This window comes from Inquilinus sp. Marseille-Q2685, from assembly GCF_916619195.1.
Taxonomy (GTDB): domain Bacteria; phylum Pseudomonadota; class Alphaproteobacteria; order DSM-16000; family Inquilinaceae; genus Inquilinus.
In genome coordinates, this window is record NZ_CAKAKL010000002.1 from 1,309,908 (window position 1) to 1,329,635 (window position 19,728).

At 68.7% G+C, this 19,728-nt stretch carries 19 protein-coding genes and 1 tRNA gene; 7 read left to right on the forward strand and 13 right to left on the reverse strand.

The genetic code is table 11. The annotated features are described in order from the left end of the window. The first annotated feature begins 65 nt into the window (after positions 1–65). Positions 66–1,004 (forward strand): transcriptional regulator, encoded by a 939-nt coding sequence (locus LG391_RS15315; RefSeq protein WP_225768858.1) that lies wholly within the window; start codon positions 66–68, stop codon positions 1,002–1,004. Here the strand turns inward: LG391_RS15315 and LG391_RS15320 are convergent. The 9 genes from LG391_RS15320 to LG391_RS15360 all read right to left on the reverse strand — a co-directional run bounded on the left by LG391_RS15320 (position 968) and on the right by LG391_RS15360 (position 9,787). Continuing rightward, positions 968–1,651, reverse strand: coding sequence for a sugar phosphate isomerase/epimerase (locus tag LG391_RS15320; RefSeq protein ID WP_225768859.1), 684 nt, complete (start codon positions 1,649–1,651; stop codon positions 968–970). The two genes, LG391_RS15315 and LG391_RS15320, sit on opposite strands and share 37 nt — an antisense overlap. 325 nt (positions 1,652–1,976) lie before the next feature. After that, complete coding sequence (locus LG391_RS15325) at positions 1,977–2,741, reverse strand: type 1 glutamine amidotransferase domain-containing protein (RefSeq protein ID WP_225768860.1); 765 nt, start codon at positions 2,739–2,741, stop codon at positions 1,977–1,979. Between the two features lie 3 nt (positions 2,742–2,744). Continuing rightward, positions 2,745–3,239 carry a hypothetical protein gene (locus LG391_RS15330; protein WP_225768861.1) on the reverse strand — a complete coding sequence of 165 codons (495 nt, stop codon included), beginning with the start codon at positions 3,237–3,239 and terminating at the stop codon, positions 2,745–2,747. Next, positions 3,236–4,324: an ABC transporter ATP-binding protein gene (locus tag LG391_RS15335; protein WP_225768862.1), complete on the reverse strand. Its 1,089-nt coding sequence runs from the start codon at positions 4,322–4,324 to the stop codon at positions 3,236–3,238. The genes LG391_RS15330 and LG391_RS15335 overlap by 4 nt, the downstream gene beginning before the upstream one ends. Before the next feature lie 2 nt (positions 4,325–4,326). Next, positions 4,327–5,271: a carbohydrate ABC transporter permease gene (locus LG391_RS15340; RefSeq protein ID WP_225768863.1), complete on the reverse strand. Its 945-nt coding sequence runs from the start codon at positions 5,269–5,271 to the stop codon at positions 4,327–4,329. 3 nt (positions 5,272–5,274) lie between these two features. Continuing rightward, positions 5,275–6,351, reverse strand: coding sequence for a carbohydrate ABC transporter permease (locus tag LG391_RS15345; RefSeq protein WP_225768864.1), 1,077 nt, complete (start codon positions 6,349–6,351; stop codon positions 5,275–5,277). Positions 6,352–6,453: 102 nt separating this feature from the next. Then, on the reverse strand, positions 6,454–7,887 hold the full coding sequence (locus LG391_RS15350; protein WP_225768865.1) for an extracellular solute-binding protein: 1,434 nt from the start codon (positions 7,885–7,887) through the stop codon (positions 6,454–6,456). Positions 7,888–7,944: 57 nt separating this feature from the next. Then, a complete protein-coding gene (locus LG391_RS15355) occupies positions 7,945–9,036 on the reverse strand; it encodes an ABC transporter ATP-binding protein (protein ID WP_225768866.1) in 1,092 nt (363 codons plus the stop codon). 100 nt (positions 9,037–9,136) lie between these two features. After that, positions 9,137–9,787, reverse strand: a complete 651-nt coding sequence (locus LG391_RS15360; protein ID WP_225768867.1) for a GntR family transcriptional regulator — start codon at positions 9,785–9,787, stop codon at positions 9,137–9,139. Between the two features lie 180 nt (positions 9,788–9,967). Here LG391_RS15360 and LG391_RS15365 point away from each other — a divergent pair, with 180 nt between their 5' ends. The 4 genes from LG391_RS15365 (at position 9,968) to LG391_RS15380 (ending at position 15,177) form a co-directional block, all read left to right on the forward strand. Beyond that, on the forward strand, positions 9,968–11,209 hold the full coding sequence (locus tag LG391_RS15365) for an iron-containing alcohol dehydrogenase (RefSeq protein ID WP_225768868.1): 1,242 nt from the start codon (positions 9,968–9,970) through the stop codon (positions 11,207–11,209). 11 nt (positions 11,210–11,220) lie between these two features. Next, complete coding sequence (locus LG391_RS15370; RefSeq protein ID WP_225768869.1) at positions 11,221–12,714, forward strand: NAD-dependent succinate-semialdehyde dehydrogenase; 1,494 nt, start codon at positions 11,221–11,223, stop codon at positions 12,712–12,714. Between the two features lie 179 nt (positions 12,715–12,893). Continuing rightward, positions 12,894–13,940 (forward strand): sugar phosphate isomerase/epimerase, encoded by a 1,047-nt coding sequence (locus LG391_RS15375; RefSeq protein WP_225768870.1) that lies wholly within the window; start codon positions 12,894–12,896, stop codon positions 13,938–13,940. A 16-nt stretch (positions 13,941–13,956) separates the two neighbouring features. Next, the gene (locus LG391_RS15380) at positions 13,957–15,177 is read left to right on the forward strand and encodes a Gfo/Idh/MocA family protein (protein ID WP_225768871.1); all 1,221 of its coding nucleotides are present in this window, start codon (positions 13,957–13,959) and stop codon (positions 15,175–15,177) included. A 347-nt stretch (positions 15,178–15,524) separates the two neighbouring features. Here the strand turns inward: LG391_RS15380 and LG391_RS15385 are convergent. From LG391_RS15385 to LG391_RS15395, 3 genes are all read right to left on the reverse strand, one after another. Continuing rightward, positions 15,525–15,600, reverse strand: a tRNA-Glu gene (locus LG391_RS15385). Positions 15,601–15,671: 71 nt separating this feature from the next. Next, positions 15,672–16,733 (reverse strand): low specificity L-threonine aldolase, encoded by a 1,062-nt coding sequence (locus LG391_RS15390; RefSeq protein WP_225768872.1) that lies wholly within the window; start codon positions 16,731–16,733, stop codon positions 15,672–15,674. Positions 16,734–16,747: 14 nt separating this feature from the next. Continuing rightward, the gene (locus LG391_RS15395; protein ID WP_225768873.1) at positions 16,748–17,026 is read right to left on the reverse strand and encodes a hypothetical protein; all 279 of its coding nucleotides are present in this window, start codon (positions 17,024–17,026) and stop codon (positions 16,748–16,750) included. A 35-nt stretch (positions 17,027–17,061) separates the two neighbouring features. Here LG391_RS15395 and LG391_RS15400 point away from each other — a divergent pair, with 35 nt between their 5' ends. Then, positions 17,062–18,081 carry an RluA family pseudouridine synthase gene (locus LG391_RS15400; protein WP_308013050.1) on the forward strand — a complete coding sequence of 340 codons (1,020 nt, stop codon included), beginning with the start codon at positions 17,062–17,064 and terminating at the stop codon, positions 18,079–18,081. 87 nt (positions 18,082–18,168) lie between these two features. Continuing rightward, complete coding sequence (rpoH, locus tag LG391_RS15405) at positions 18,169–19,050, forward strand: RNA polymerase sigma factor RpoH (RefSeq protein ID WP_225768874.1); 882 nt, start codon at positions 18,169–18,171, stop codon at positions 19,048–19,050. 59 nt (positions 19,051–19,109) lie between these two features. On the opposite strand, the gene LG391_RS15410 is transcribed toward rpoH, so the two are convergent. Continuing rightward, on the reverse strand, positions 19,110–19,583 hold the full coding sequence (locus LG391_RS15410) for a phosphoribosyltransferase (protein WP_225768875.1): 474 nt from the start codon (positions 19,581–19,583) through the stop codon (positions 19,110–19,112). Positions 19,584–19,728: the final 145 nt, after the last annotated feature.

Here is a 19,728-nt window from a genome sequence, read left to right on the forward strand (position 1 = left end):
TACATATCACAATCTCTGATACAGAACAGGGCGATCTCGTGGCCGTTCTCAAGGATGATCGTGCAATGGACGTCCCGCAGCGCCGGTTGCTGACATTGATGGCGGGGGAAGGCAGCGAAGCGCTGGAGGCGCTCGCCTCGCCCGTCAGGCTGGCCATGCTCAGGCTTCTCCGGCAGCGCGGGCCGTTGAACGTCAACCAGATCAGCAGCGAGCTGGAGCTGCCGCAATCCACCGTTGCCATCAACGTGCAGAAGCTGGAGCGGGCCGAGCTGATCCGGACCGAGACCGTGAAGGCAAGCAAGGGACAGCAGAAGGTCTGCTCGGCCCTCTATGACGAGATCACGGTCCGGCTCGACGATCCGGACGCGCTGCAGAACGATCGGATCATCGAGGTCGCGATGCCGATCGGCCTCTACACCACCTGCGAGGTCAGCGCCCCCTGCGGGCTGTGCTCCACCGACGGCGTGCTGGGCCTTCTCGACGTTCCCGACCATTTCCTGGACCCGAACCGGATGAAGGCTTCCCTGATCTGGTTCGGCCGCGGCTTCGTCGAATACAAGTTCCCCAACAACGCCAAGGTGGTGGGGAAGGCGATCGAACAGCTCGAAGTCACCATGGAGCTGTCGTCGGAAGTGCCCGGCACCAACAGCGACTGGCCGTCGGACATCACCCTGTGGATCAACCATGTCGCGGTGGCGACCTGGACGTCGCCGGGCGACTACGGCGACACGCGAGGCCGCTACACGCCGCGCTGGTGGAAGCTCGCCGGATCGCAATACGGCAAGCTCGTCACCTGGCGGATCACCGGCGACGGGGCCTTCGTCGACGGCAGCCGCGCCTCGGACGTGACGCTGGACCAGCTTCGCCTGAACGACCATCACGCGATCCGCCTCCGGATCGGCATCGAGGAGAACGCCGAGCACCCAGGCGGCCTCAACATCTTCGGCCGCGGCTTCGGCAACCATGATCAGGACATCGTCATGCGCCTGCGGCTGGGCGCGTGACGGTCCGGCGTGCCGCGGTCGTTCTCCGAAATGTGGACATGGATCATGTGGCGGCTGATCGTGCCGATGGCGGCGACCGGATCCTTCTCCTCGATATTGGCGTGGAAGGTGTCGTACATCCCCTTCACGGCGGGGTGGTCGACCTCGTCCAGATAGCCGGCCAGCTGATCCATCGTGTTGAGGAAATAGCACTCGAAGCGGTTCAGCGCCTCGAGGGCGAAGCGGACGCCCTGCCGCTGGGCGTGGTCGCCGGCGCGGCGGTGGAAGTCGACGCCGCGCCGGCGCTCCTCGGCCGTGGGGCCGTGGCCCGTGAAATGGCCGAGCTGCGAGTGCATCGGGCCGGCGACGATCGATGCCCCGAGCGCCCTGGCGCAGTCGACGACCCATTTCGCCCGGTCCAGCGCGGCCTCGCGCTCCGCCCGGTCGTCCGAGAGGCAGTTGTGCCCCGCCCCCAGCACGCTCACGGCGGTGACGTCGAAGCCCAGCGCCGCGAGCCGCTCCCCGAGCCTGGCGTAGTCGTCGGGCGCGCCTTCGAAGACCGGGATCTCCACGCTGTCATACCCGGTCTCCCGCCGCGCCTTCAGCAGCGGCGCGTGGTCGTCGGTGACATGCCCCGTCCAGAGCAGCAGGTTGAAGCCGTACTTCATCCCCCCTCCTCCCTCGGCCGTCGCGGGTCGCCGGCCCGACCCCAAGGCAATTGCTTGAAGCGCCTACGGTGGCAGATAAGGCGCCGCCCGATTGCCTCTCCCGCTTGCGGGAGAGGTCGGAGACGCGAAGCGGCTCCGGGTGAGGGGAGTTTGTCGAGGTCTGGGCCAGCCCTCACCCGCCAGCGCTGCGCGCTGTCGACCTCTCCCGCGTCCGGCGGGAGAGGCAATGCAATGGTCCGAACCGGACAGATCATGGACAGAATGGACCAAAGACATCGCGATCGCCCTGGCCCGCCCCCTTTTCAGGCGAGGCCGGCCACGGCGCCTATTGCGCCGCCGACGCCTGGCCCTTCGCCGCCAGCAGCTGCTGCACCATGGCCTGGACCAGCCGCGGCAGGTCATAGGGGAAGCGCGCGGTGATCAGGTTGCCGTCGACCACGCAGGGCTCGTCGAGAACGACGGCGCCGGCATTCTCGAGGTCGATCTGGATGTTCCACACGGCGGTGGCGCGCCTGCCCTTGAGGATCCCGGCGCTGACCATCACCCATTGGCCGTGGCAGATCGCGGTGGTCGGCTTGCCGGACTCATGCATGGCGCGGACGAAGGCCCGGGCGTGCGGGTCCATGCGCAGCGCGTCGGGGTTCCAGCAGCCGCCGGGCAGCAGGACGGCGTCGTAATCCGCCGCCTTCGCCTCGTCGGTGTAGCGGTCGATCTTCAGCCAGCCGGCATTCTCCATCAGGCGGATGGCGAGGACATGGGTGGCGCATTGCGGCGGGAAGCGCAGCCCCAGCGTCGGGTCGAACTCGCCGATGCGCGGCGAGACGATGTGGACGGTGGCGCCATGCTCGGTCAGCCAGCGATGGGCGCCCAGGATCTCCACCTCCTCCACGCCGTTGGTGCAGCAGATGGCGATGCGCTTGCCCTCGAGCAGGTTCGGGTCGGAGGGCGGGTCGAACAGGAAGCTGTTGAGCTCCCGGTTCAGCTCGCCGTCCGCCGTGACCAGCAGCTCCGTCGAGATGGAGGGGACCGGGGACGCGGACATCAGCTGCTGCATCCGGTGGAAGGCGGCGGCTTGATCGCGATGGCTCATCGTTCACTCTCCTGGAGATGTCGAGGGGTTGTGCTCGCCGGATCCTTCCTCGCCTCCGGCCTCCCGGCGGCCCTGCAGCATCAGCACGCCGGCCAGGACGCAGGCGATGGCCGCGACCGTCCAGGTGAAGCCGTGCATGTACCAGGGCCTGGCGGCCAGCTGGGCCTTGCCGCCGAGGGTGGTGGGATCCGGCGGCTTGAGGAAGAACAGGCCGTAGAGATGGGCCGCGAAGATCGCGACCAGCAGGACCAGGCAGAAGATCATGGCGACGATCATCGCCGCCTTGACCACGGTCCGCGCAGGAACGCCGGGCTGCGCCAGCGGCAGCAGGTTGTTCGCCAGCGCCGCCACGACGACGATGATGCCCCCGGCCGTGAACAGCGCGATCTCGAAGGGCTGGAAGATCAGCAGCAGCGCCGCGACGCCGAGCCCGATGATCGCGTATTCCAGCCTGCGCGCGGCTGCGGGCGACAGCCCGCCCTGATCGTGCCGGCTCATGCCCGGACCGCCTTGCCGTCCGCGGCGAAGATGTGGGTCTGCAGGGGATCCGGGATCAGGTGCAGCGGCTCGCCGACGGTCACCTTCCGGTCGCGCGGGACGACCACCCGGATGTCGCCGCCGGTCCGGGTCCGCGCATGGATCAGCGTCTCGGCGCCCATCGGCTCGATCAGCTCGGTCACCGCATCGATCGTGCCGGCGGTGTCCCGGGGCACCACGGTGAAGGCGCGCGGGCGCACGCCGACGGTGACCCGCCCCGGCCCCAGGGCCGCGACGGCCGGGTTCGCGGGGAGGTCGACGTCCTGCCGGTCGAAGGTGACCGTCGCCTTGCCGCCGCCATAGCCCTTCAGCTCCGCCTCGATCAGGTTCATCTGCGGCGTGCCGATGAAGCTGGCGACGAAGACATTGGCCGGCCTGGCGAAGACGTCGTGCGGGCTTCCCACCTGCTCGATCAGCCCGTCGCGCATGATGGCGATGCGGTCCGCCATGGTCAGGGCCTCGAGCTGGTCGTGGGTGACGATGACCGTGGCCTTGGACAGGTTGGACAGCACGGCCTTGATCTGGCCGCGCATGGCGTGGCGCAGCTCCACATCCAGCCGCGACAGCGGCTCGTCGAACAGGAAGCAGTTGGGATCGCGCACGATGGCGCGTGCGACGGCGACGCGCTGCTTCTCGCCCTCCGAGACCTGGCCCGGCATCCGGTCCAGCACGTCGCCCAGATGCAGGATGCCGGCCACCCTGCCGACACGGGCGGCAATCTCCGCCTTGCCGATGCCCTCGCGGTGCAGCGGCATCGCGATGTTCTCGCCGACCGTCAGCGCCGGGTAGAGGGCGTAGAACTGGAAGACCATGGCGATGTTGCGCTTCTGCGGCGGCAGCTCGTTCATCCGCTGCCCGGCGATCACGATGTCGCCCGCCGTCGCCCGCTCCAGCCCCGCGATCATGCGCAGCGTCGTGGTCTTGCCGCAGCCCGACGGGCCGAGCAGGCAGACGACCTCCCCCGCCGCGACCGACAGGTCGGCGTCCCGGACCGCGACGAACGGGCCGAACGCCTTGGTGATCCCGCGGATCTCGATGGTCGACATCGCTACTTCCTGACCGTGCCGAAAGTGACGCCGCGCAGCAGGTGGTCCTGCAGGAAGAAGGTGACCAGGAAGACCGGGATCAGGAACAGCGTCTCGATCGCGGCCAGCAGCGTCCAGTCGGTGCCGCGGCCGCCGGAGGAGACGGCCTGGTTCATCGCCACCGGCACCGTGCGCGTGTCGGGGCCGGTCAGCAGCAGGGCGAACAGGAACTCGTTCCAGGTCAGGATCAGGCCGAAGACGAAGGTCGCGGCCAGGCCGGCGACGACCTGCGGCAGGCAGATCTTCCAGAACACCTTGACCTCGGACGACCCGTCGATCCGCGCGGCGTCCTCGACGTCGGTCGAGAGCTCGTCGAAGAAGCTCTTCATCATCCAGATGGTGAAGGCCAGGTTGAAGGCGGTGTAGAGCAGGATGATGCCGGGATAGGACCCGGACAGGCCGACGGCGCGGAACATCAGGATCACCGGGATGATGACGACGATGGCCGGCAGCATCCGCGTGGTCAGGATGATGAACAGGTAGGTGTCGTTGCCCTTGAGCGGGTAGCGCGAGAAGCCGTAGGCCGCGAGCGTGCCGAGGACGAGGGCCAGCAGGACCGAGACGGTCGCGATCACGATCGAGTTGAAGAAGAAGCGGTCGAAGCCGGTCGCCTCCGGCTGCCCGCCGGCCGTCATCACGCGCGAGAACACCGAGCCGAAATTCTCCAGCGTCGGGGTGAAGACGAACTGGTCGGGGATGAGGCCGAACAGCGAGGTCGGCGACAGCGTCGGCGGCACGGACAGCGCCAGCGCCTGCGGCTTGATCGCGGTGAAGATGATGAACAGCACCGGCAGGAAGTAGACGAAGCTGACGCCGGCCACGACCAGGGTGCGTCCCCAGCCGGCCTCCGCGACGCCGTGGCTCCGGCGAAACCCGATGCGTTCCCAGATGGATGGGCCGGAGGCCATGGGTCAGCTCTCCCGGTTCCTGCGGTTGGCGAGATAGAGGTAGAGGTTGGTGAGGACGATCACCATGAACAGCATGATGTAGGAGATCGCCGCCCCCTCGCTGGTCTTGTTCTGCTCGTTGGCGATGCGGATCAGGTGGTAGGAGATCGTCATCGTGTCGTTGCCGCCCTTGGTCAGCAGGATGACGAGGTCGGCCAGCTTGAACGCCTCGATGGTGCGGAACAGCAGCGCCAGCATCAGCAGCCCGCGGATATAAGGAAAGGTGATGGTCCAGAAGCGCCGCCAGGCGGAGACGCGGTCGATTGCGGCCGCCTCGTAGAGGTATTTCGGCACGGAGACGAGCCCGGCCAGCACCAGCAGCATGACGAAGGGCGACCACATCCAGGCATCGGCGAAGACGATGCCGGCCACCGCGCCCGCCTTGCTGTCCATCAGGATGAACTGGCCGTCGGCGACACCGTTCATCACATAGCTGAGGATGCCGAAGGTCGGGTCGTAGTAGTAGGTGAAGAATACGCCCGAGGCGACGACCGACAGCATCATCGGCGTCAGCACCAGGATCAGGAGATATTTGCGCAGCGGAAACTGCTTGGCGAAGAGCATCGCCAGCAGGAAGCCGACGACCATCTGCGCCGTCACCGTCAGCACGACGAACATCGCCGTGTTGATCAGGGCGTGCCAGTTGTCCGCCGCGGCGATGTCGTTGGTGAGCACCTTGATGTAGTTGCCGAGCCCGACGAACCGGATCGACTGCTGGTTCGATTGGTAGGCGAAGAACGACAGCCCCAGCGACCACAGCAGCGGGAAGATGTTCATCGTGAACAGCACGGCGATGGCCGGCGCCACGAGCAGCCCGCCGTAGTAACGGCGGCGATAGGCGTTGACCGCGAACGCCGCGGCGACCAGCGCCGCCATCGCGCCGACGATCCAGAAGGCGACGGCCGCGGGCGCCGCCACGGCGGCGGCCACGGAGACGACGACGCCCGCGACGATGGCCAGCCGCCAGTTGTCGGCGGAGACCTCCAGAAATGCCGGCGACGTCCGCCCCCCGGGGGCCGACAAGGTTGGTGTCACTGACATGGGCGCTCTCGATCGCAATTCTGCTTGTCGGATCCGGCCCGCCTGGCTGCGGCTCGGGGCGGCTGCCGCCGGCCCGGACGGCCGGCGGCAGCCTCCGTCACATCACTCGATCAGGCCCGCCTCGGTCAGCAGGTTCTGCTGGAACTTGGCGATGTTGTCCAAGGTCGTCTTGGCGTCCTGCTTGCCGGTGATCGCGAGATCGAACTGGTCCTGCTGCTGGGTCAGCAGCTCGAAGAACTGGGGCACGTGCCACACGTCCTTCTGCCAGTCCAGCGACGGGGCCCAGGCCCTGTTCCACGGGCGGTAGGTCACGTATTTGGGGTCCGAATACACGGACTTGATCGCCGACTGACCGCCCGCCGCCGCGAACTGGTGCTGGATGTCGGACGACAGCCACCACTTCACGAACTCCACGGCCTCCTTGATCTGGGTTTCGGAGGTCCAGGTGGTCAGCACGAAGGGCTGCCCGCCGATGTTGGACCAGCGGACCATCTTGCCGTCGGCCCCCATGGTTCCCGGCATCAGGCCGAACACCAGCTTGTCCGCGACCTTCGAGGTCTTCGGGTCGAGCGAGGCCTCGCCCAGCCCGATCCAGTTGACGTTCATGGCCACCTTGCCTTCGCGGAACAGCTCGTCCGACTTGAAGATGTCCATGGTGCCGGTCTTGGCCACCGGCGGCATGTATTCGATCAGGCCCAGATACGCCTCCAGCGCCTTCACCGCGGCCGGCGAATTCACCACGCCCTCCGCCTGGCCTTGCGGCACCTGGGTCTCGTCCCAGATGTTGCCGCCCATCTGCCAGATGAACCCGTTGATCTGCATGGACGAGAAGTCGTAGCTCTTCCCGGCCTGGAAGGCGATGCCGTAGAAATCGTCGTCGGCGGGCTTGCCCGCCAGCATCTCGCCCTTCTTGCGCCGGAAGAACTCGCCGACGTTCCTGAAATCGTCCCACGTCATGGCGTCGATCTCTTCGCCCGTGCAGGGCAGCTTCTTCTGGTATTTCGCCATGAAGTTCTTCTGCTCGGTCTCGTCGCAGATGATGTCCTTGCGGGCGAAGGTGACCAGCACGTCAGGAAACTGCGGGAAGCCGTAGTAGTTCTCCGACTTGTAGGGATAGGTCGCGTAGGCGTTCAGCGGGTTGGGATGGATCTCCATGAACGCCTTCTTGAATTCGGGGTCGGCGTCCAGGAGGTCGTTGATCTTCCGGAAATAGCCGCCCTCGACGAAGGCGCCCAGCCATTGCGAGTCCGACACGATGAAATTGTACTTCTGCTCACCGGAGGTGAGCGAGGCGTTCACCCGGGTGTAGAAATCGGGCCAGGGAATGAAGTCGACGTCGAGCTTCACGGTGTTGCCGGATTTCGGCTTGTACTGCTCGTCGAAGAACTTCTTCATGACACGCGTCGGCGGCCAGTCGGGCACCGCCATCGACAGCGTGACCTCTTCGGCGAAGGCAACCCCGGCCCCGCTCGTCATCAGCAAGGCGGCCAGGCCCGCCGCCGCCACCACGCCCTTGATCTTCGTCGTTGCCGTCATTCTTGGATCTCCTCCCCATGTGTTGTCGGCTTTTTTGTTGTTGTCCGGTCTCCTGCGTCAGGTGATCGCCTGTCCGCTCGAAGCCCGGAAGACGTGAAGCTTTCCAGGATCGAGAACGATCGAGGCCCGCTGGCCGGGCTGCAGGCCCGAAGCCGCCGCTTCCGGCAGCACCAGCCGCAACGTCTCTCCGCCGGCCTCCATCGAGATCACCGTCACGTCGCCCAGCGGCTCCAGCATGGCGATGCTCGCCGGCACGCCGTCTTCGCCGCCGGCCGCAAGGCGGATGTCGCTCGGCCGGATGCCCACCACGGCCGCTTCCCCGGCTTCCGCTGCGCTCAGCCTGCGCGGGCATGGCAGGGGGCCGATGGCGGAGTCGACGACGGCGCCGTCGCGGGACAGCGTGCCCCTGATCATGTTCATGGCGGGCGAGCCGATCTTGCCGGCCACATACAGGTCGCGCGGCGCTTCGTAGAGCTCATCGGGAGTCCCGGTCTGCACGACGCCGCCATCCCGCAGCACGGCGATCTCCTCGCCCATCGACAGCGCCTCGAGCTCGTCGGGCGTCGCATAGACGATCGTGAGGCCGAACTGCCGGTGCAGCCGCTTGAGCTCGGCGCGCATGTCGTGCCGGAGCTTGGCGTCCAAATTGGTCAGCGGCTCGTCCAGCAGCAGGATCCGGGGGCGCCGGATCCGGGACCGGCCGAGCGCGACCCGCTGCTGCTCGCCGCCCGACAGCGTGCCGGGCTTGCGGTCGAGCTTCGCGTCGAGCCGGAGCATCGCCGCCGTTTCCCGGACGCGGCGATCGATCTCGTCCCGCGCCTCCCCGGCCTCGACCAGCGGATAGGCCAGGTTCTGACGGACGGTGAGATGCGGATAGAGGGCGAAGGACTGGAACACCATCGACACGCCGCGCCCCGCGATCGGCTCGTGGGTCCAGTCCCGGCCGAAGATCTCGACCCGGCCCCGGTCCGGCGCGACGAGTCCGGCGATCATGCGCAGCGTCGTGGTCTTGCCGACCGAGCTGGGCCCGAACAGCACGAAGAAGCGGCCTTCCGCGACGCTGAACGACAGGTTGCGCAGGGCTGTGACGCGTCCATAGGACTTGCTGACATTCGTCAGGTTCAGCGCGCAGGCGTCGCCCTGTCCCATCGCTTCCCTCCCTTCCCTCCAGCGTATCACGGATCCGCCCGCCCCTGGCGACTCCCGCATTCGGGCGAGGGACTCGTGCCGGACGGGATCACGGCCGCCATCAGTCGAATGCCGGCAGCAGGCGATCGCGCGACCGCTCGATATGCGTGCGCATCGCCCGCTCGGCTTCGTCCGGGTCGCGCCGGGAGAAGGCGGCCAGGATCGCCGCGTGCTCGTCGAGCGCCTCCTCGGTCACCCGCGAATGGAACATCAGGCGGAAGATGTGGAAATGGGTGTGCTGGTGCGCCAGCGTCTCGCGGATGAGCTCGTTGCCGGCGACGTCGAGGATCTTGTCGTGGAATGCCGCGTCCTGGCGCGCGAACTGGGAGTAGCGGGCCCGTGCGTCCGGCCCCTCCGGGCGCGACATCACCCCCGCCGCCTCGGCCAGCTCCTGCAGTGCCGCATCCGTCATCGCCGACGCGGCCCTGCGCGCCGCGTCGGGCTCGAGCAGCAGGCGCAGCTCGTACAGCTCGGTGAAGCGCCGGCGCGAGATCTGCGGCGCCGCGCTGTAGCCGACGAGATGGGTCTTGACCACCAGGCCCTCGCCCTCCAGGCGGCCGAGCGCCTCCCGGATCGGCGTCTGTGACACGCTGAGCTCGCGCACCAGGGCGTCGACGGTGATGCGGGCGCCGGGCGGGATCTTCAGCGCCATCAGCCGGGCGAAGATCGCCTCGTAGACCTCTTCGGCGAGGCTTGCGGCCCTGTGGATCACCGTGCCACCTTCGTCCGGATCGGATGCGATCAGTGGTTTCTCGCTTCGCACTGCTTTGTCCCTTGACAACGCAGCAGAGCTAGCACGATCCTCCGCCGCATTCAATACGATATCCTATACGATTCGATATAGGATATAGGCGAACAGAAGTCGCAGCGTCGTTCATCGATGGAGTCGATCGTGACGTCCTTCTCGGCGATCCGGCTGCCCAAGGAGATCCTGTTCGGCAAGGGCCAGCGCGGCGCCCTGCCCGCGGTCGCCGGCCGCCTGGGGCGCCGGGCGCTGATCTGCACCGACGAGCGCCTCGCCACGTCATCCGATTTCGAGCGGATGCTCGACGGCCTGCGCGCGGCCGGCCTTGACGTCCATGTCCATGGCCGCGTGCAGCCGGACGTGCCGCGCGACAGCGCCGCCGACTGCGCCGAGGAGGCGCGCGGCTTCGCGCCCGACCTCGTCATCGGCATCGGCGGCGGCAGCTGCCTCGACATGGCGAAATGCGCCGCCCTGCTGCTCACCCATGGCGGCCGGCTGCCGGACTATTACGGCGAGTTCAAGGTGCCGGGGCCGGTTCTGCCGGTCGTCGCCGTTCCCACCACCGCGGGAACCGGCTCGGAAGCGACCCCGGTCGCCGTGATCTCCGACCCGGACCGTATGCTGAAGGTCGGCATCTCGAGCCCGTACCTCATTCCCGCCGCGGCCGTCTGCGACCCCGACCTCACCCTCTCCTGCCCGTCCGCCCTGACCGCGGTCGCCGGCGCCGATGCGCTGACCCACGCCATCGAGGCGTTCACGGCAGGCCGGCGCCAGCCTTCGGCGGCGCTCGCGCAGCAACACGTCTTCATCGGCAAGAGCGCGCTGACCGACCATTTCGCGCTCCTCGCCATCCGGCTGCTCGGGCGCGGCCTCGAACGCGCCTGGCGCGACGGGACGGACGAGGAGGCGAGGGCGGAGGTGATGCTGGCGGCGCTGGCCGCGGGCTGCGCCTTCGGCACGGCGGGCACGGCGGCGGCACATGCCATCCAGTACCCCGTCGGCGCCCTGACCCACACGCCCCACGGCCTCGGCGTCGCGACCGCCCTGCCTTATGTGATGCGCTTCAACCGCGCCGCGGCGCTGGAGGAGATGGCGGAGATCGCCATCGCACTCGGGGTCGACGGTGGCCGCACCGCCCGCGCGGCGCTGGCCGACGCCGCCATCGACGAGGTGACGCGGCTGCTGCGCGCCATCGGCATCACGCCGACGCTCGCCGGCCTCGGGCTGCCCGCCGACAAGCTGGACTGGACCGCCGAGCAGGCGGTCGGCATCGAGCGCCTGATCAAGAACAATCCGCGCCCGATCGGGCCCGCCGAGATGCGCCGCCTGGTCGATGCCGCCTATCGCGGCGACCTGGACGCGGCGGCAGCCGACTCCGTCCTCGAATAAGGGATCCGGCCATGACCCTGGCAACGCCGCTGGCGCCCGCGCCCCCCTCCTCCGCATCGGGCCTCGATCCGGCGGGTTGCGCCCGCGGCCTCTTCATCGGCGGCGAATGGCTGTGGCCGGCGGGCCGCAAGCCGATCTCCGTCATCGATCCGTCGACCGAACAGCTGCTGGCCGAGGTGCCGGACGCGTCAGTCGAGGATGCGGCGGCGGCGGTCGAGGCGGCCGCGCAGGCGGCCGGGGCCTGGCGCGCGACGCCGCCGCGCCGGCGGTCGGAGATCCTGCGCCGCTGCTTCGAGCTGATGAGCGAGCGCGCCGAGGACCTGGCGCGGCTGATCGCGCTGGAGAACGGCAAGGCCCTGCGCGACGCGCGCGGCGAGGTCGCCTATGCCGCCGACTTCTTCCGCTGGAACGCGGAAGAGGCGGTGCGCATCTGCGGCGACTTCATGCTCTCCCCCACCGGGGCGAACTACATCGTCGTCGATTACGAGCCGGTCGGCATCTGCGTGCTGGTCACGCCCTGGAACTTCCCGGCGGCGATGGCCACCCGCAAGATCGCGCCGGCGCTCGCCGCCGGCTGCACCGTGGTGCTGAAGCCGGCCAGCGAGACGCCGCTGACCGCCTATGCGCTCGCGGCCCTCTGTGCCGAGGCCGGCGTGCCGCCGGGCGTCGTCAACGTGCTGACCACCTCCGCCCCCGGCCCGGTGACGGCGGCGATCCTGGCGGATCCCCGGGTGCGGAAGCTGTCCTTCACCGGTTCCACCCAGATCGGCCGGGTGCTGCTCGCCGAGGCGGCGAAGCATGTGGTGAGCTGCTCGATGGAGCTCGGCGGCAACGCGCCGCTGATCGTCTTCGACGACGCCGATCTGGAGCTGGCGCTCGACGGCGCCATGCTGGCCAAGATGCGCAATGGCGGCGAGGCCTGCACCGCCGCCAATCGTCTCTATGTGCAATCCGGCCTCTACGACCGGTTCGCGGCGGAGCTGGCGGCGCGGATGGCGGCGCTGAAGGTCGGCCCCGGGACCGATCCCGCCACCGAATGTGGCCCGATGATCAACCCGGCCGCGGTCGGCAAGATCGAGCGGCTGGTGGACGACGCGCTGTCGCGCGGCGCCCGGCTGCTCTGCGGCGGAAGACGGCCGGAGGGCCCCGGCTACTTCTATCCCCCGACCGTGCTGGACGGCGTCCCGGCCGAGGCCGCCATGGCGCGGGAGGAGATCTTCGGGCCGGTCGCCGCGCTCAGCCACTTCGAGACCGAGGACGAGGCCGTCGCCCTGGCCAACGCGACCGAATACGGCCTGGCCGCCTATGTCTTCACCCGCGACCTGGCGCGCGGGCTGCGGGTCTGCCGCCGGCTGGAGACCGGCATGGTCGGTCTCAACCGCGGGCTGGTCTCCGACCCGGCGGCGCCGTTCGGCGGCACCAAGCAGAGCGGGCTCGGCCGCGAGGGCGGCGCGCAGGGCGTGCTGGAATTCCTCGAGGCCAAGTACATCGCGACGCGGCTCTAACCGGCCGGACCGGTGGTCCGTCTTCGATCTGGCCGGCCTGGCGCGTCCGTCGTTTAATGTGGGGAATCCGGGGGCGCGGCTCGAGGTCGCGGCCGAAGCCCCCGGACAGGGTCGAGCCGCTGACCGGGCAAACCGGCAGTCAAGACAAGGCCTGCGACGTCAGATCTGGGGAGGATCCGATGGCCAACACCTATCCCAAGCTGCACAACGCGGCCTGGCCCGGCATCGTCGGCAAGGGCGGCGATTCCGAGCCGATCATCCCGCTCGACACGCTGCTGCGCCTGACCGCCGAGGCCGAGGTCGATGGCGTCAAATTCGACGGCATCGACCTGTTCATCACCGATCCGCATATGTCGATCGACAGCGACGAGGACGCGGTCAAGCGGATGGCCGACCATATCGCCGGCTACGGGCTGAAGGTCGGCTCCTTCGTCGCGCCGATCTGGGGCGGCGCCGGCGGCGGATCGGCCATGGGCTCGGCCGACGACCGCAAGCGCTTCGTCGAGCAGGTCCGGAAAGCCTGCGCCATCGGGCGGCAGATGCGCGAACTGGGCATCCGGCCCACCGGCGGCATCCGGATCGACTCCTCGACCGGCGTCGAGGCCTGGTGCCAGGATCCGGAGGGCAACACCCGGCTGATCGCGCAGACCTTCCGCGAAGCCGCCGAGATCGCCGAGGACCATGGCGAATTCCTGGTCGCCGAGGGCGAGATCTGCTGGGGCGGCATGCATTCCTGGCGCGAGATGGTGAAGCTGCTCGAGCTCGTCGACCGCCCGGGGGTGGTGGGCTACCAGGCCGACATGGCGCATTCGATGCTCTACACGCTGGGGTACAACGCCGAGCAGGACCGCATCCTGCCGAGGGATTTCGACTGGTCCGATCAGGCGACGCTCGACGCCGCCTACCGGACGGTGGCCGATGCCCTCCGCCCCTGGACCATGGATTTCCACGTCGCCCAGAATGACGGCACCGTCTTCGGCTCCGGCGACCACGAGAAGACCGGCCGCCACTGCCAGGTCACGGACCCGAACGGCCGGCTCGATATCGTCAAGCATGCCGGCTACTGGCTGCGCGACGGCGACAGCACCCTGACCAGGAGGATGCGCCATATCTGCTGGGACGGCTGCATGTTCCCGAATGCGGTGATGGAGGACCAGAACACCTGGAACGCCGTTCTCGGCGCCATGATCAAGGTGCGCGACGCCCATGGCTGGCGCGAAGACTGAGGCGGAAGGACCAACGATGGCCAAGACACTCAATGTCGGCATGGTCGGCTACGGCTTCATGGCGCGGGCCCATTCCAATGCCTGGGGCAAGATCTCGCAGTTCTTCGACACCGGCCACCGGCCGGTCCTGAAGGCGGTCGCCGCCCGCAACGGCGAGAAGGCCAAGGCCTTCGCGCAGACCTGGGGCTATGAGGGCGTCGAGAGCGACTGGCGCAGGCTGGTGGAGCGCAAGGATATCGACGTGATCGACATCTGCACGCCGAACGACAGCCATGCCGAGATCGCGATCGCGGCGGCCGAGGCCGGCAAGATGGTCACCTGCGAGAAGCCGCTGGCCCGCAGCGCCGCCGAGGGGCTGCCGATGGTGCAGGCGGTCGAGACGGCGGGCGTGCCGAACATGGTCTGGTACAATTACCGCCGCGTGCCGGCGGTCAGCCTGATCAAGCAGGTCGTCGACCAGGGGCTGCTGGGCAGGATCTATCACTACCGCGCCAAGTTCCTGCAGGACTGGACCATCTCGCCCGACGTGCCGCAGGGCGGCGCCGGGACATGGCGGCTCGATGTCGACGCGGCCGGGTCGGGCGTGACCGGCGACCTGCTGGCGCACTGCATCGACACGGCGATCTGGATCAACGGCTCGATCCGAAGCCTGACCGCCATGACCGAAACCTTCGTCAAGCGGCGCAAGCACGCGCTGACCGGCAAGGTTCAGGCGGTCGGCATCGACGATGCGGCGGCGGTGCTGGCCCGTTTCTCGAACGGCTCGCTCGGCACCTTCGAATCCACCCGCTACGCGCGCGGGCACAAGGCCGCCTACACGCTGGAGATCAACGGCGAGAAGGGCTCCTTCGCCTGGGACCTGCACGACCTCAACCGCGTCGCCTGGTTCGACCACCGCACGCCCGGCGTGCTGCGCGGCTGGACCTCGATCCTGGTCACGGACGGCGAGCACCCCTATCTCGGCAAATGGTGGGTGCCGGGGCTCATCATCGGCTACGAGCATTCCTTCGTGCATCAGGTCGCCGATTTCCTGCATGGCCTGGCCGACGGCAAGCCGGCCGCGCCGACCTTCCGCGACGCGCTGGAGACGACGGTCGTCTGCGACGCCATCATCGCGTCGGGCAGAGCGGGCACATGGATCGATGTCGAGACGCCCAGGCCAACCAAGGCGCGGAAGACCAGGGCAATGAAGCCAGGCGTCGCTTCCAAGGCGCTCGACAGCAGAGCCAAGGCGTGACTGGACGGTCCCCGCGCTTTTCGGCCGGCCTGCCAGGAGGGTCGAGCCAAAGCCGCCATGCGGCAGCCTTCGTGATAACAAAGGTGGTTGCGGGACGCGCAGGCGACGGGACGCGCCCATCGCCTGTCGGTCTGGTTGCCCGACACTGCCGAAGCGCGAATCCATCCGTCGCGCATGGATGCGAGAGTAGGACGATGATCTGTTGGATAGGTGCCGACGTCGCCGCTATCAGACTCGGCCTTGCGCTATGCAGGTCGACCTCTATCGGAGAGGCGCACCATCGCGGCTCATCATTAAGCCACAGAGCACATCATCGCTCATCTCTTTCTAGACATACTCTAGAGAGATGGCGTCCCCTAGGGGATTCGAACCCCTGTTACCGCCGTGAGAGGGCGGTGTCCTAGGCCTCTAGACGAAGGGGACTGAGGCGCGGGCCCGGATATAGGGGAGCCCGCGCGCCGACGCAAGACATTTCCGTCGGTTTTTTGACAGCCCTATCCGGCCGCTGCCGCAGCACCGGGCGCGAGGCAGCGCCGCGCCCGCTCCAGCACCGTCTCGACCGTTGCCGCATCAGTGTCGAAGGCGCCGACGAAGCGCCAGACCTCGCCCTCCCAATGCGCCGCGACCACGCCCTGGCGCTTCAACCCCTCGGCCAGCGCCGCCGGCAGGCGGACGAACACCTCGTTGGCCTCGACCGGGTGCTCCAGCGTCACGCCCGGCAAGGCCTGCAGCCCCTCGGCCAGCTGCCGCGCCCGGGTGTTCGCGTTGCGCGCCAAGCGCAGCCACAGCCCGTCGGCCAGATAGGCCTCGAGCTGGGCCGAGACGAATCGCATCTTCGACAGCAGGTGCCCGGCGCGCTTGCGGCGGAAGGCGAAATCCGCCGCCTTGTCCGGGTCGAAGAACACCACCGCCTCGGCCATCACACAGCCGTTCTTGGTGCCGCCGAAGGACAGCACGTCGACGCCGGCCTTCCAGGTCAGCTCGGCCGGCGAGCAGCCCTGCGCCGCCAGGGCATTGGCAAAGCGCGAGCCGTCCATGTGCACCGCCAGGCCCCAGCGCCGCACCGCCTCGGTCAGCGCGCCGATCTCGGCCGGGCTGTAGACGGTGCCGGCCTCGGTCGCCTGCGACAGGCTGAGCATCGCCGGCTGGCTGCGGTGCACGTCGCCGCGCCAATCCGTCGGGAAGACGGCCTCCAGCATCGCCGGGGTCAGCTTGCCGTGCGCGCCCTCGGCCAGCATCAGCTTGGCGCCATGAGTGTAGAATTCCGGCGCGCCGCATTCGTCGACCGCGACATGCGCCTCACGGTGGCACAGCACCGCGCCATAAGGCGGGGTGAAGGTGGCCAGGGCCAGGGCGTTGGCCGCCGTGCCGGTCGGCACCGGAAAAGCGGCGACGCGGCGCTCGAACACCTCCGACAGGCGGTCCTGCAGCCGGGCGGTGACCTCGTCGCCGCCATAGGAGGGCACGCGCCCATCGGCGGCGCCGGCGATCGCCGCCAGGATCTCGGGCGCGGCGCCGGCGACGTTGTCGCTGGCGAGGTTGATCACGTCGGTCATGCCGAATCTTCCGGTTACGGGGCGGTGGTCAGAAGGGTCGCGGCGGCGCCGGTGCGCGGGTCGATGCTGCGCAGCTCCTGCCCGCCGCCGGGCAGTGTGATCAGGATCACTGCGCGATCGCCCGCGACGGCGATGCTGGTGATGCGGCTGCCGGCGGGCAGCGCGGACGGCGCGGCGGCGGTCGCCGGCGTCGTGGCGGGAACAGCGGCGGTCGGTGCCGGGGCGGACCCCGGGGCGAAGAAGCGGCGGCCCAATTCCCCGACGACGACGGCAGCGAGCAGGATGATGACCACAAGCATCGCCCAAACGGTTATCTTCACCGCTCGCAATGACCCAGCTTCCAGACGCACCCGTCTCACCCCTTTCCAGCGACGGGACGATTCCCGTCATTATCGGTCCGGACGCCGCCGGCCAGCGGCTGGACCGCGCCCTGGCCGCCGCGGTTCCGGACCTGTCTCGGTCACGGCTGCAGGCGCTGATCGCCACGGGCTGCGTGCGGGAGGGCGAGCGGACAGTAGAAGACGCCTCGGTCAAGGTCAAACCCGGCCAGCGCTTCGAAATCCGCGTGCCGCCGCCGGTTCCGGCGGAGCCCGAGCCGCAGGCGATCGGGCTTGATATCGTGTACGAGGATTCCCATCTTATCGTCATCGACAAGCCGGCCGGGCTGGTGGTCCACCCCGCGGCCGGCAATCCCGATGGCACCCTGGTCAACGCCCTGCTCGCCCATTGCGGCGCGCAGCTGTCCGGCATCGGCGGCGTCGCCCGCCCGGGCATCGTCCACCGGCTGGACAAGGAGACCAGCGGGCTGATGGTGGTGGCCAAGACCGACGCCGCCCACAAGGCGCTGTCGGCCCAGTTCGCGGACCGCACCCTGTCGCGCACCTATCTCGCCCTGGTCTGGGGCCGGCCGAGTCCCTCGGCCGGGACCATCGAGGGCGCGATCGGCCGCGACCCGCGGAACCGGCAGCGCATGGCTCTCGTTAAGGCTGGAGGCAAGCCGGCGCGCACCCACTACCGCGTGCTGCGCCCGGCCGGGGCCGAGGCCAGCCTGATCGCCTGCAAGCTGGACACCGGGCGGACCCACCAGATCCGGGTCCACCTGACCTCGATCGGCCATCCGCTGATCGGCGATCCGGTCTATGGCCGACGCCCGCGCTCGGCTATCGGGCCCAAGTCGGCCGGAAACGATACGGCGCGCAGCTTTCCGCGGCAGGCGCTGCATGCGGCGAAGCTGCGCTTCCGCCATCCGGCGGATCAACGTGAACTCGAATTCACGAGGCCTCTGCCGGGAGACATGCGACATTTGCTCGTCTCCCTCGCAGGGGAAGACCGTATACCCGAGTACTGAAGTCGGGTATTATGAATCGGTCCGGATGAGTCATCCGGAAGGGCGCCCGCCTCCCAAGGGCCGGGCGCCGGAGAGGGAGCAAGATTGATGGCACAAGCAAGCCTGCCCGTCCTGGGGTCCGAATCCAACCTGAGCCGCTACCTGCAGGAAATCCGTCAGTTTCCGATGCTGGAGCCGCAGGAGGAGTTCATGCTCGCCAAGGCGTGGCGGGAGCATGGCGATACCGAAGCGGCGCACCGGCTGGTGACGAGCCATCTGCGGCTGGTCGCCAAGATCGCGATGGGCTACCGCGGCTACGGCCTGCCGATCTCGGAGCTGATCTCCGAGGGCAATGTCGGCATGATGCAGGCGGTCAAGCGGTTCGATCCGGACCGCGGCTTCCGCTTGGCCACCTACGCCATGTGGTGGATCCGCGCCGCCATCCAGGAATACATCCTGCACAGCTGGTCGCTGGTGAAGATGGGCACCACGGCGGCGCAGAAGAAGCTGTTCTTCAACCTGCGCAAGCTGAAGGGCCAGCTGCAGGCGATCGAGGACGGCGACCTGAAGCCGGAGACGGTGACCAAGATCGCCACCGAGCTGTCGGTGCCGGAGCAGGACGTGATCTCGATGAACCGCCGCTTGGCCGCGCCGGACCATTCGCTGAACGCGCCGCTGCGCGTCGACGGCGAAGGCGAGTGGCAGGACTGGCTGGTCGACGAGCGCGACAGCCAGGAGGTGATGCTCGCCGACCGGCAGGAGCTCGGCAAGCGCCGGCAGCTGCTGAAGGATGCGATGTCGCATCTGAACGACCGTGAGCGCCGCATCCTGAGCGAGCGCCGGCTGCGCGACGAGCCGACCACGCTGGAGGATCTGAGCCAGGAATACGGCATCAGCCGCGAGCGGGTGCGCCAGATCGAGGTGCGCGCCTTCGAGAAGCTGCAAAAGGCGATCCGCAACGCCGCGGTCGAGGCCAAGCTGGCCCACTGATCGGGCAACCGATGAACCGAGACGGCCGGGGCGATGCTCCGGCCGTTTTCGTTTGTGGATCAGCCCTTCGGCACCTGATCGACGAGCGGCTCGCCCGCAGCGCAGAGCGGACAGTCCTCCGGCCGCCACATCCCGCGCGCCAACGCCGCCAGGGCCAGCAACGGCACGCCGTGGCCAGCGGCGATCCGGCCCGCCGCCTCGCCGAGGGTCAGAAGGCAGGCGACCCCGGCCGGCGCAGCGCCATGGCGCAACAGCTCCGCCAGGGTCAGGCCGAGCGCCGAGCCGGCGTTGATCGCGTCGTCCGCCACCAGCACCCGCCGCCCGGCTATCACGGCCGCCAGCGGCGCCGGGATCCGGTACTGCACCGCGCCGTCCTCGATCCTGCGTTCGGCATGGACGAAGCCGAGGCCGAGTTCGGCCGCGATCGACTGGGCCAGGAAGGCGCCGCCGGTCAGCGGACCGCAGACGATCTCCACCCCCAGCCCCGCCGCCCGCCCGGCCAGCGCCGCGGCCCAGCCGCATCCGGGCGGCATCGACGAACAGCAGGTCAAGGTCGAGCCAGAGGTCGCCGTGATGACCCGATTCGTAGCGGAAATGTCCACGCGTGGCGGAGACGGCCTGCAGCAGCGCCCGTTCGATCCCGTCCGTCATCCGCCTGCCCTCCCGGCCGCGTCATCA

What these genes read in the sequence shown, in the direction of transcription:
- LG391_RS15315 (WP_225768858.1), top strand. Translation starts at nt 66, where the DNA reads ATGGACGTCCCGCAGCGCCGGTTGCTGACATTGATGGCGGGGGAAGGC.
- LG391_RS15320 (WP_225768859.1), bottom strand. Translation starts at nt 1,651, where the DNA reads ATGAAGTACGGCTTCAACCTGCTGCTCTGGACGGGGCATGTCACCGAC.
- LG391_RS15325 (WP_225768860.1), bottom strand. Translation starts at nt 2,741, where the DNA reads ATGAGCCATCGCGATCAAGCCGCCGCCTTCCACCGGATGCAGCAGCTG.
- LG391_RS15330 (WP_225768861.1), bottom strand. Translation starts at nt 3,239, where the DNA reads ATGAGCCGGCACGATCAGGGCGGGCTGTCGCCCGCAGCCGCGCGCAGG.
- LG391_RS15335 (WP_225768862.1), bottom strand. Translation starts at nt 4,324, where the DNA reads ATGTCGACCATCGAGATCCGCGGGATCACCAAGGCGTTCGGCCCGTTC.
- LG391_RS15340 (WP_225768863.1), bottom strand. Translation starts at nt 5,271, where the DNA reads ATGGCCTCCGGCCCATCCATCTGGGAACGCATCGGGTTTCGCCGGAGC.
- LG391_RS15345 (WP_225768864.1), bottom strand. Translation starts at nt 6,351, where the DNA reads ATGTCAGTGACACCAACCTTGTCGGCCCCCGGGGGGCGGACGTCGCCG.
- LG391_RS15350 (WP_225768865.1), bottom strand. Translation starts at nt 7,887, where the DNA reads ATGACGGCAACGACGAAGATCAAGGGCGTGGTGGCGGCGGCGGGCCTG.
- LG391_RS15355 (WP_225768866.1), bottom strand. Translation starts at nt 9,036, where the DNA reads ATGGGACAGGGCGACGCCTGCGCGCTGAACCTGACGAATGTCAGCAAG.
- LG391_RS15370 (WP_225768869.1), top strand. Translation starts at nt 11,221, where the DNA reads ATGACCCTGGCAACGCCGCTGGCGCCCGCGCCCCCCTCCTCCGCATCG.
- LG391_RS15375 (WP_225768870.1), top strand. Translation starts at nt 12,894, where the DNA reads ATGGCCAACACCTATCCCAAGCTGCACAACGCGGCCTGGCCCGGCATC.
- LG391_RS15380 (WP_225768871.1), top strand. Translation starts at nt 13,957, where the DNA reads ATGGCCAAGACACTCAATGTCGGCATGGTCGGCTACGGCTTCATGGCG.
- LG391_RS15390 (WP_225768872.1), bottom strand. Translation starts at nt 16,733, where the DNA reads ATGACCGACGTGATCAACCTCGCCAGCGACAACGTCGCCGGCGCCGCG.
- LG391_RS15400 (WP_308013050.1), top strand. Translation starts at nt 17,062, where the DNA reads ATGACCCAGCTTCCAGACGCACCCGTCTCACCCCTTTCCAGCGACGGG.
- rpoH (WP_225768874.1), top strand. Translation starts at nt 18,169, where the DNA reads ATGGCACAAGCAAGCCTGCCCGTCCTGGGGTCCGAATCCAACCTGAGC.
- LG391_RS15410 (WP_225768875.1), bottom strand. Translation starts at nt 19,583, where the DNA reads ATGCCGCCCGGATGCGGCTGGGCCGCGGCGCTGGCCGGGCGGGCGGCG.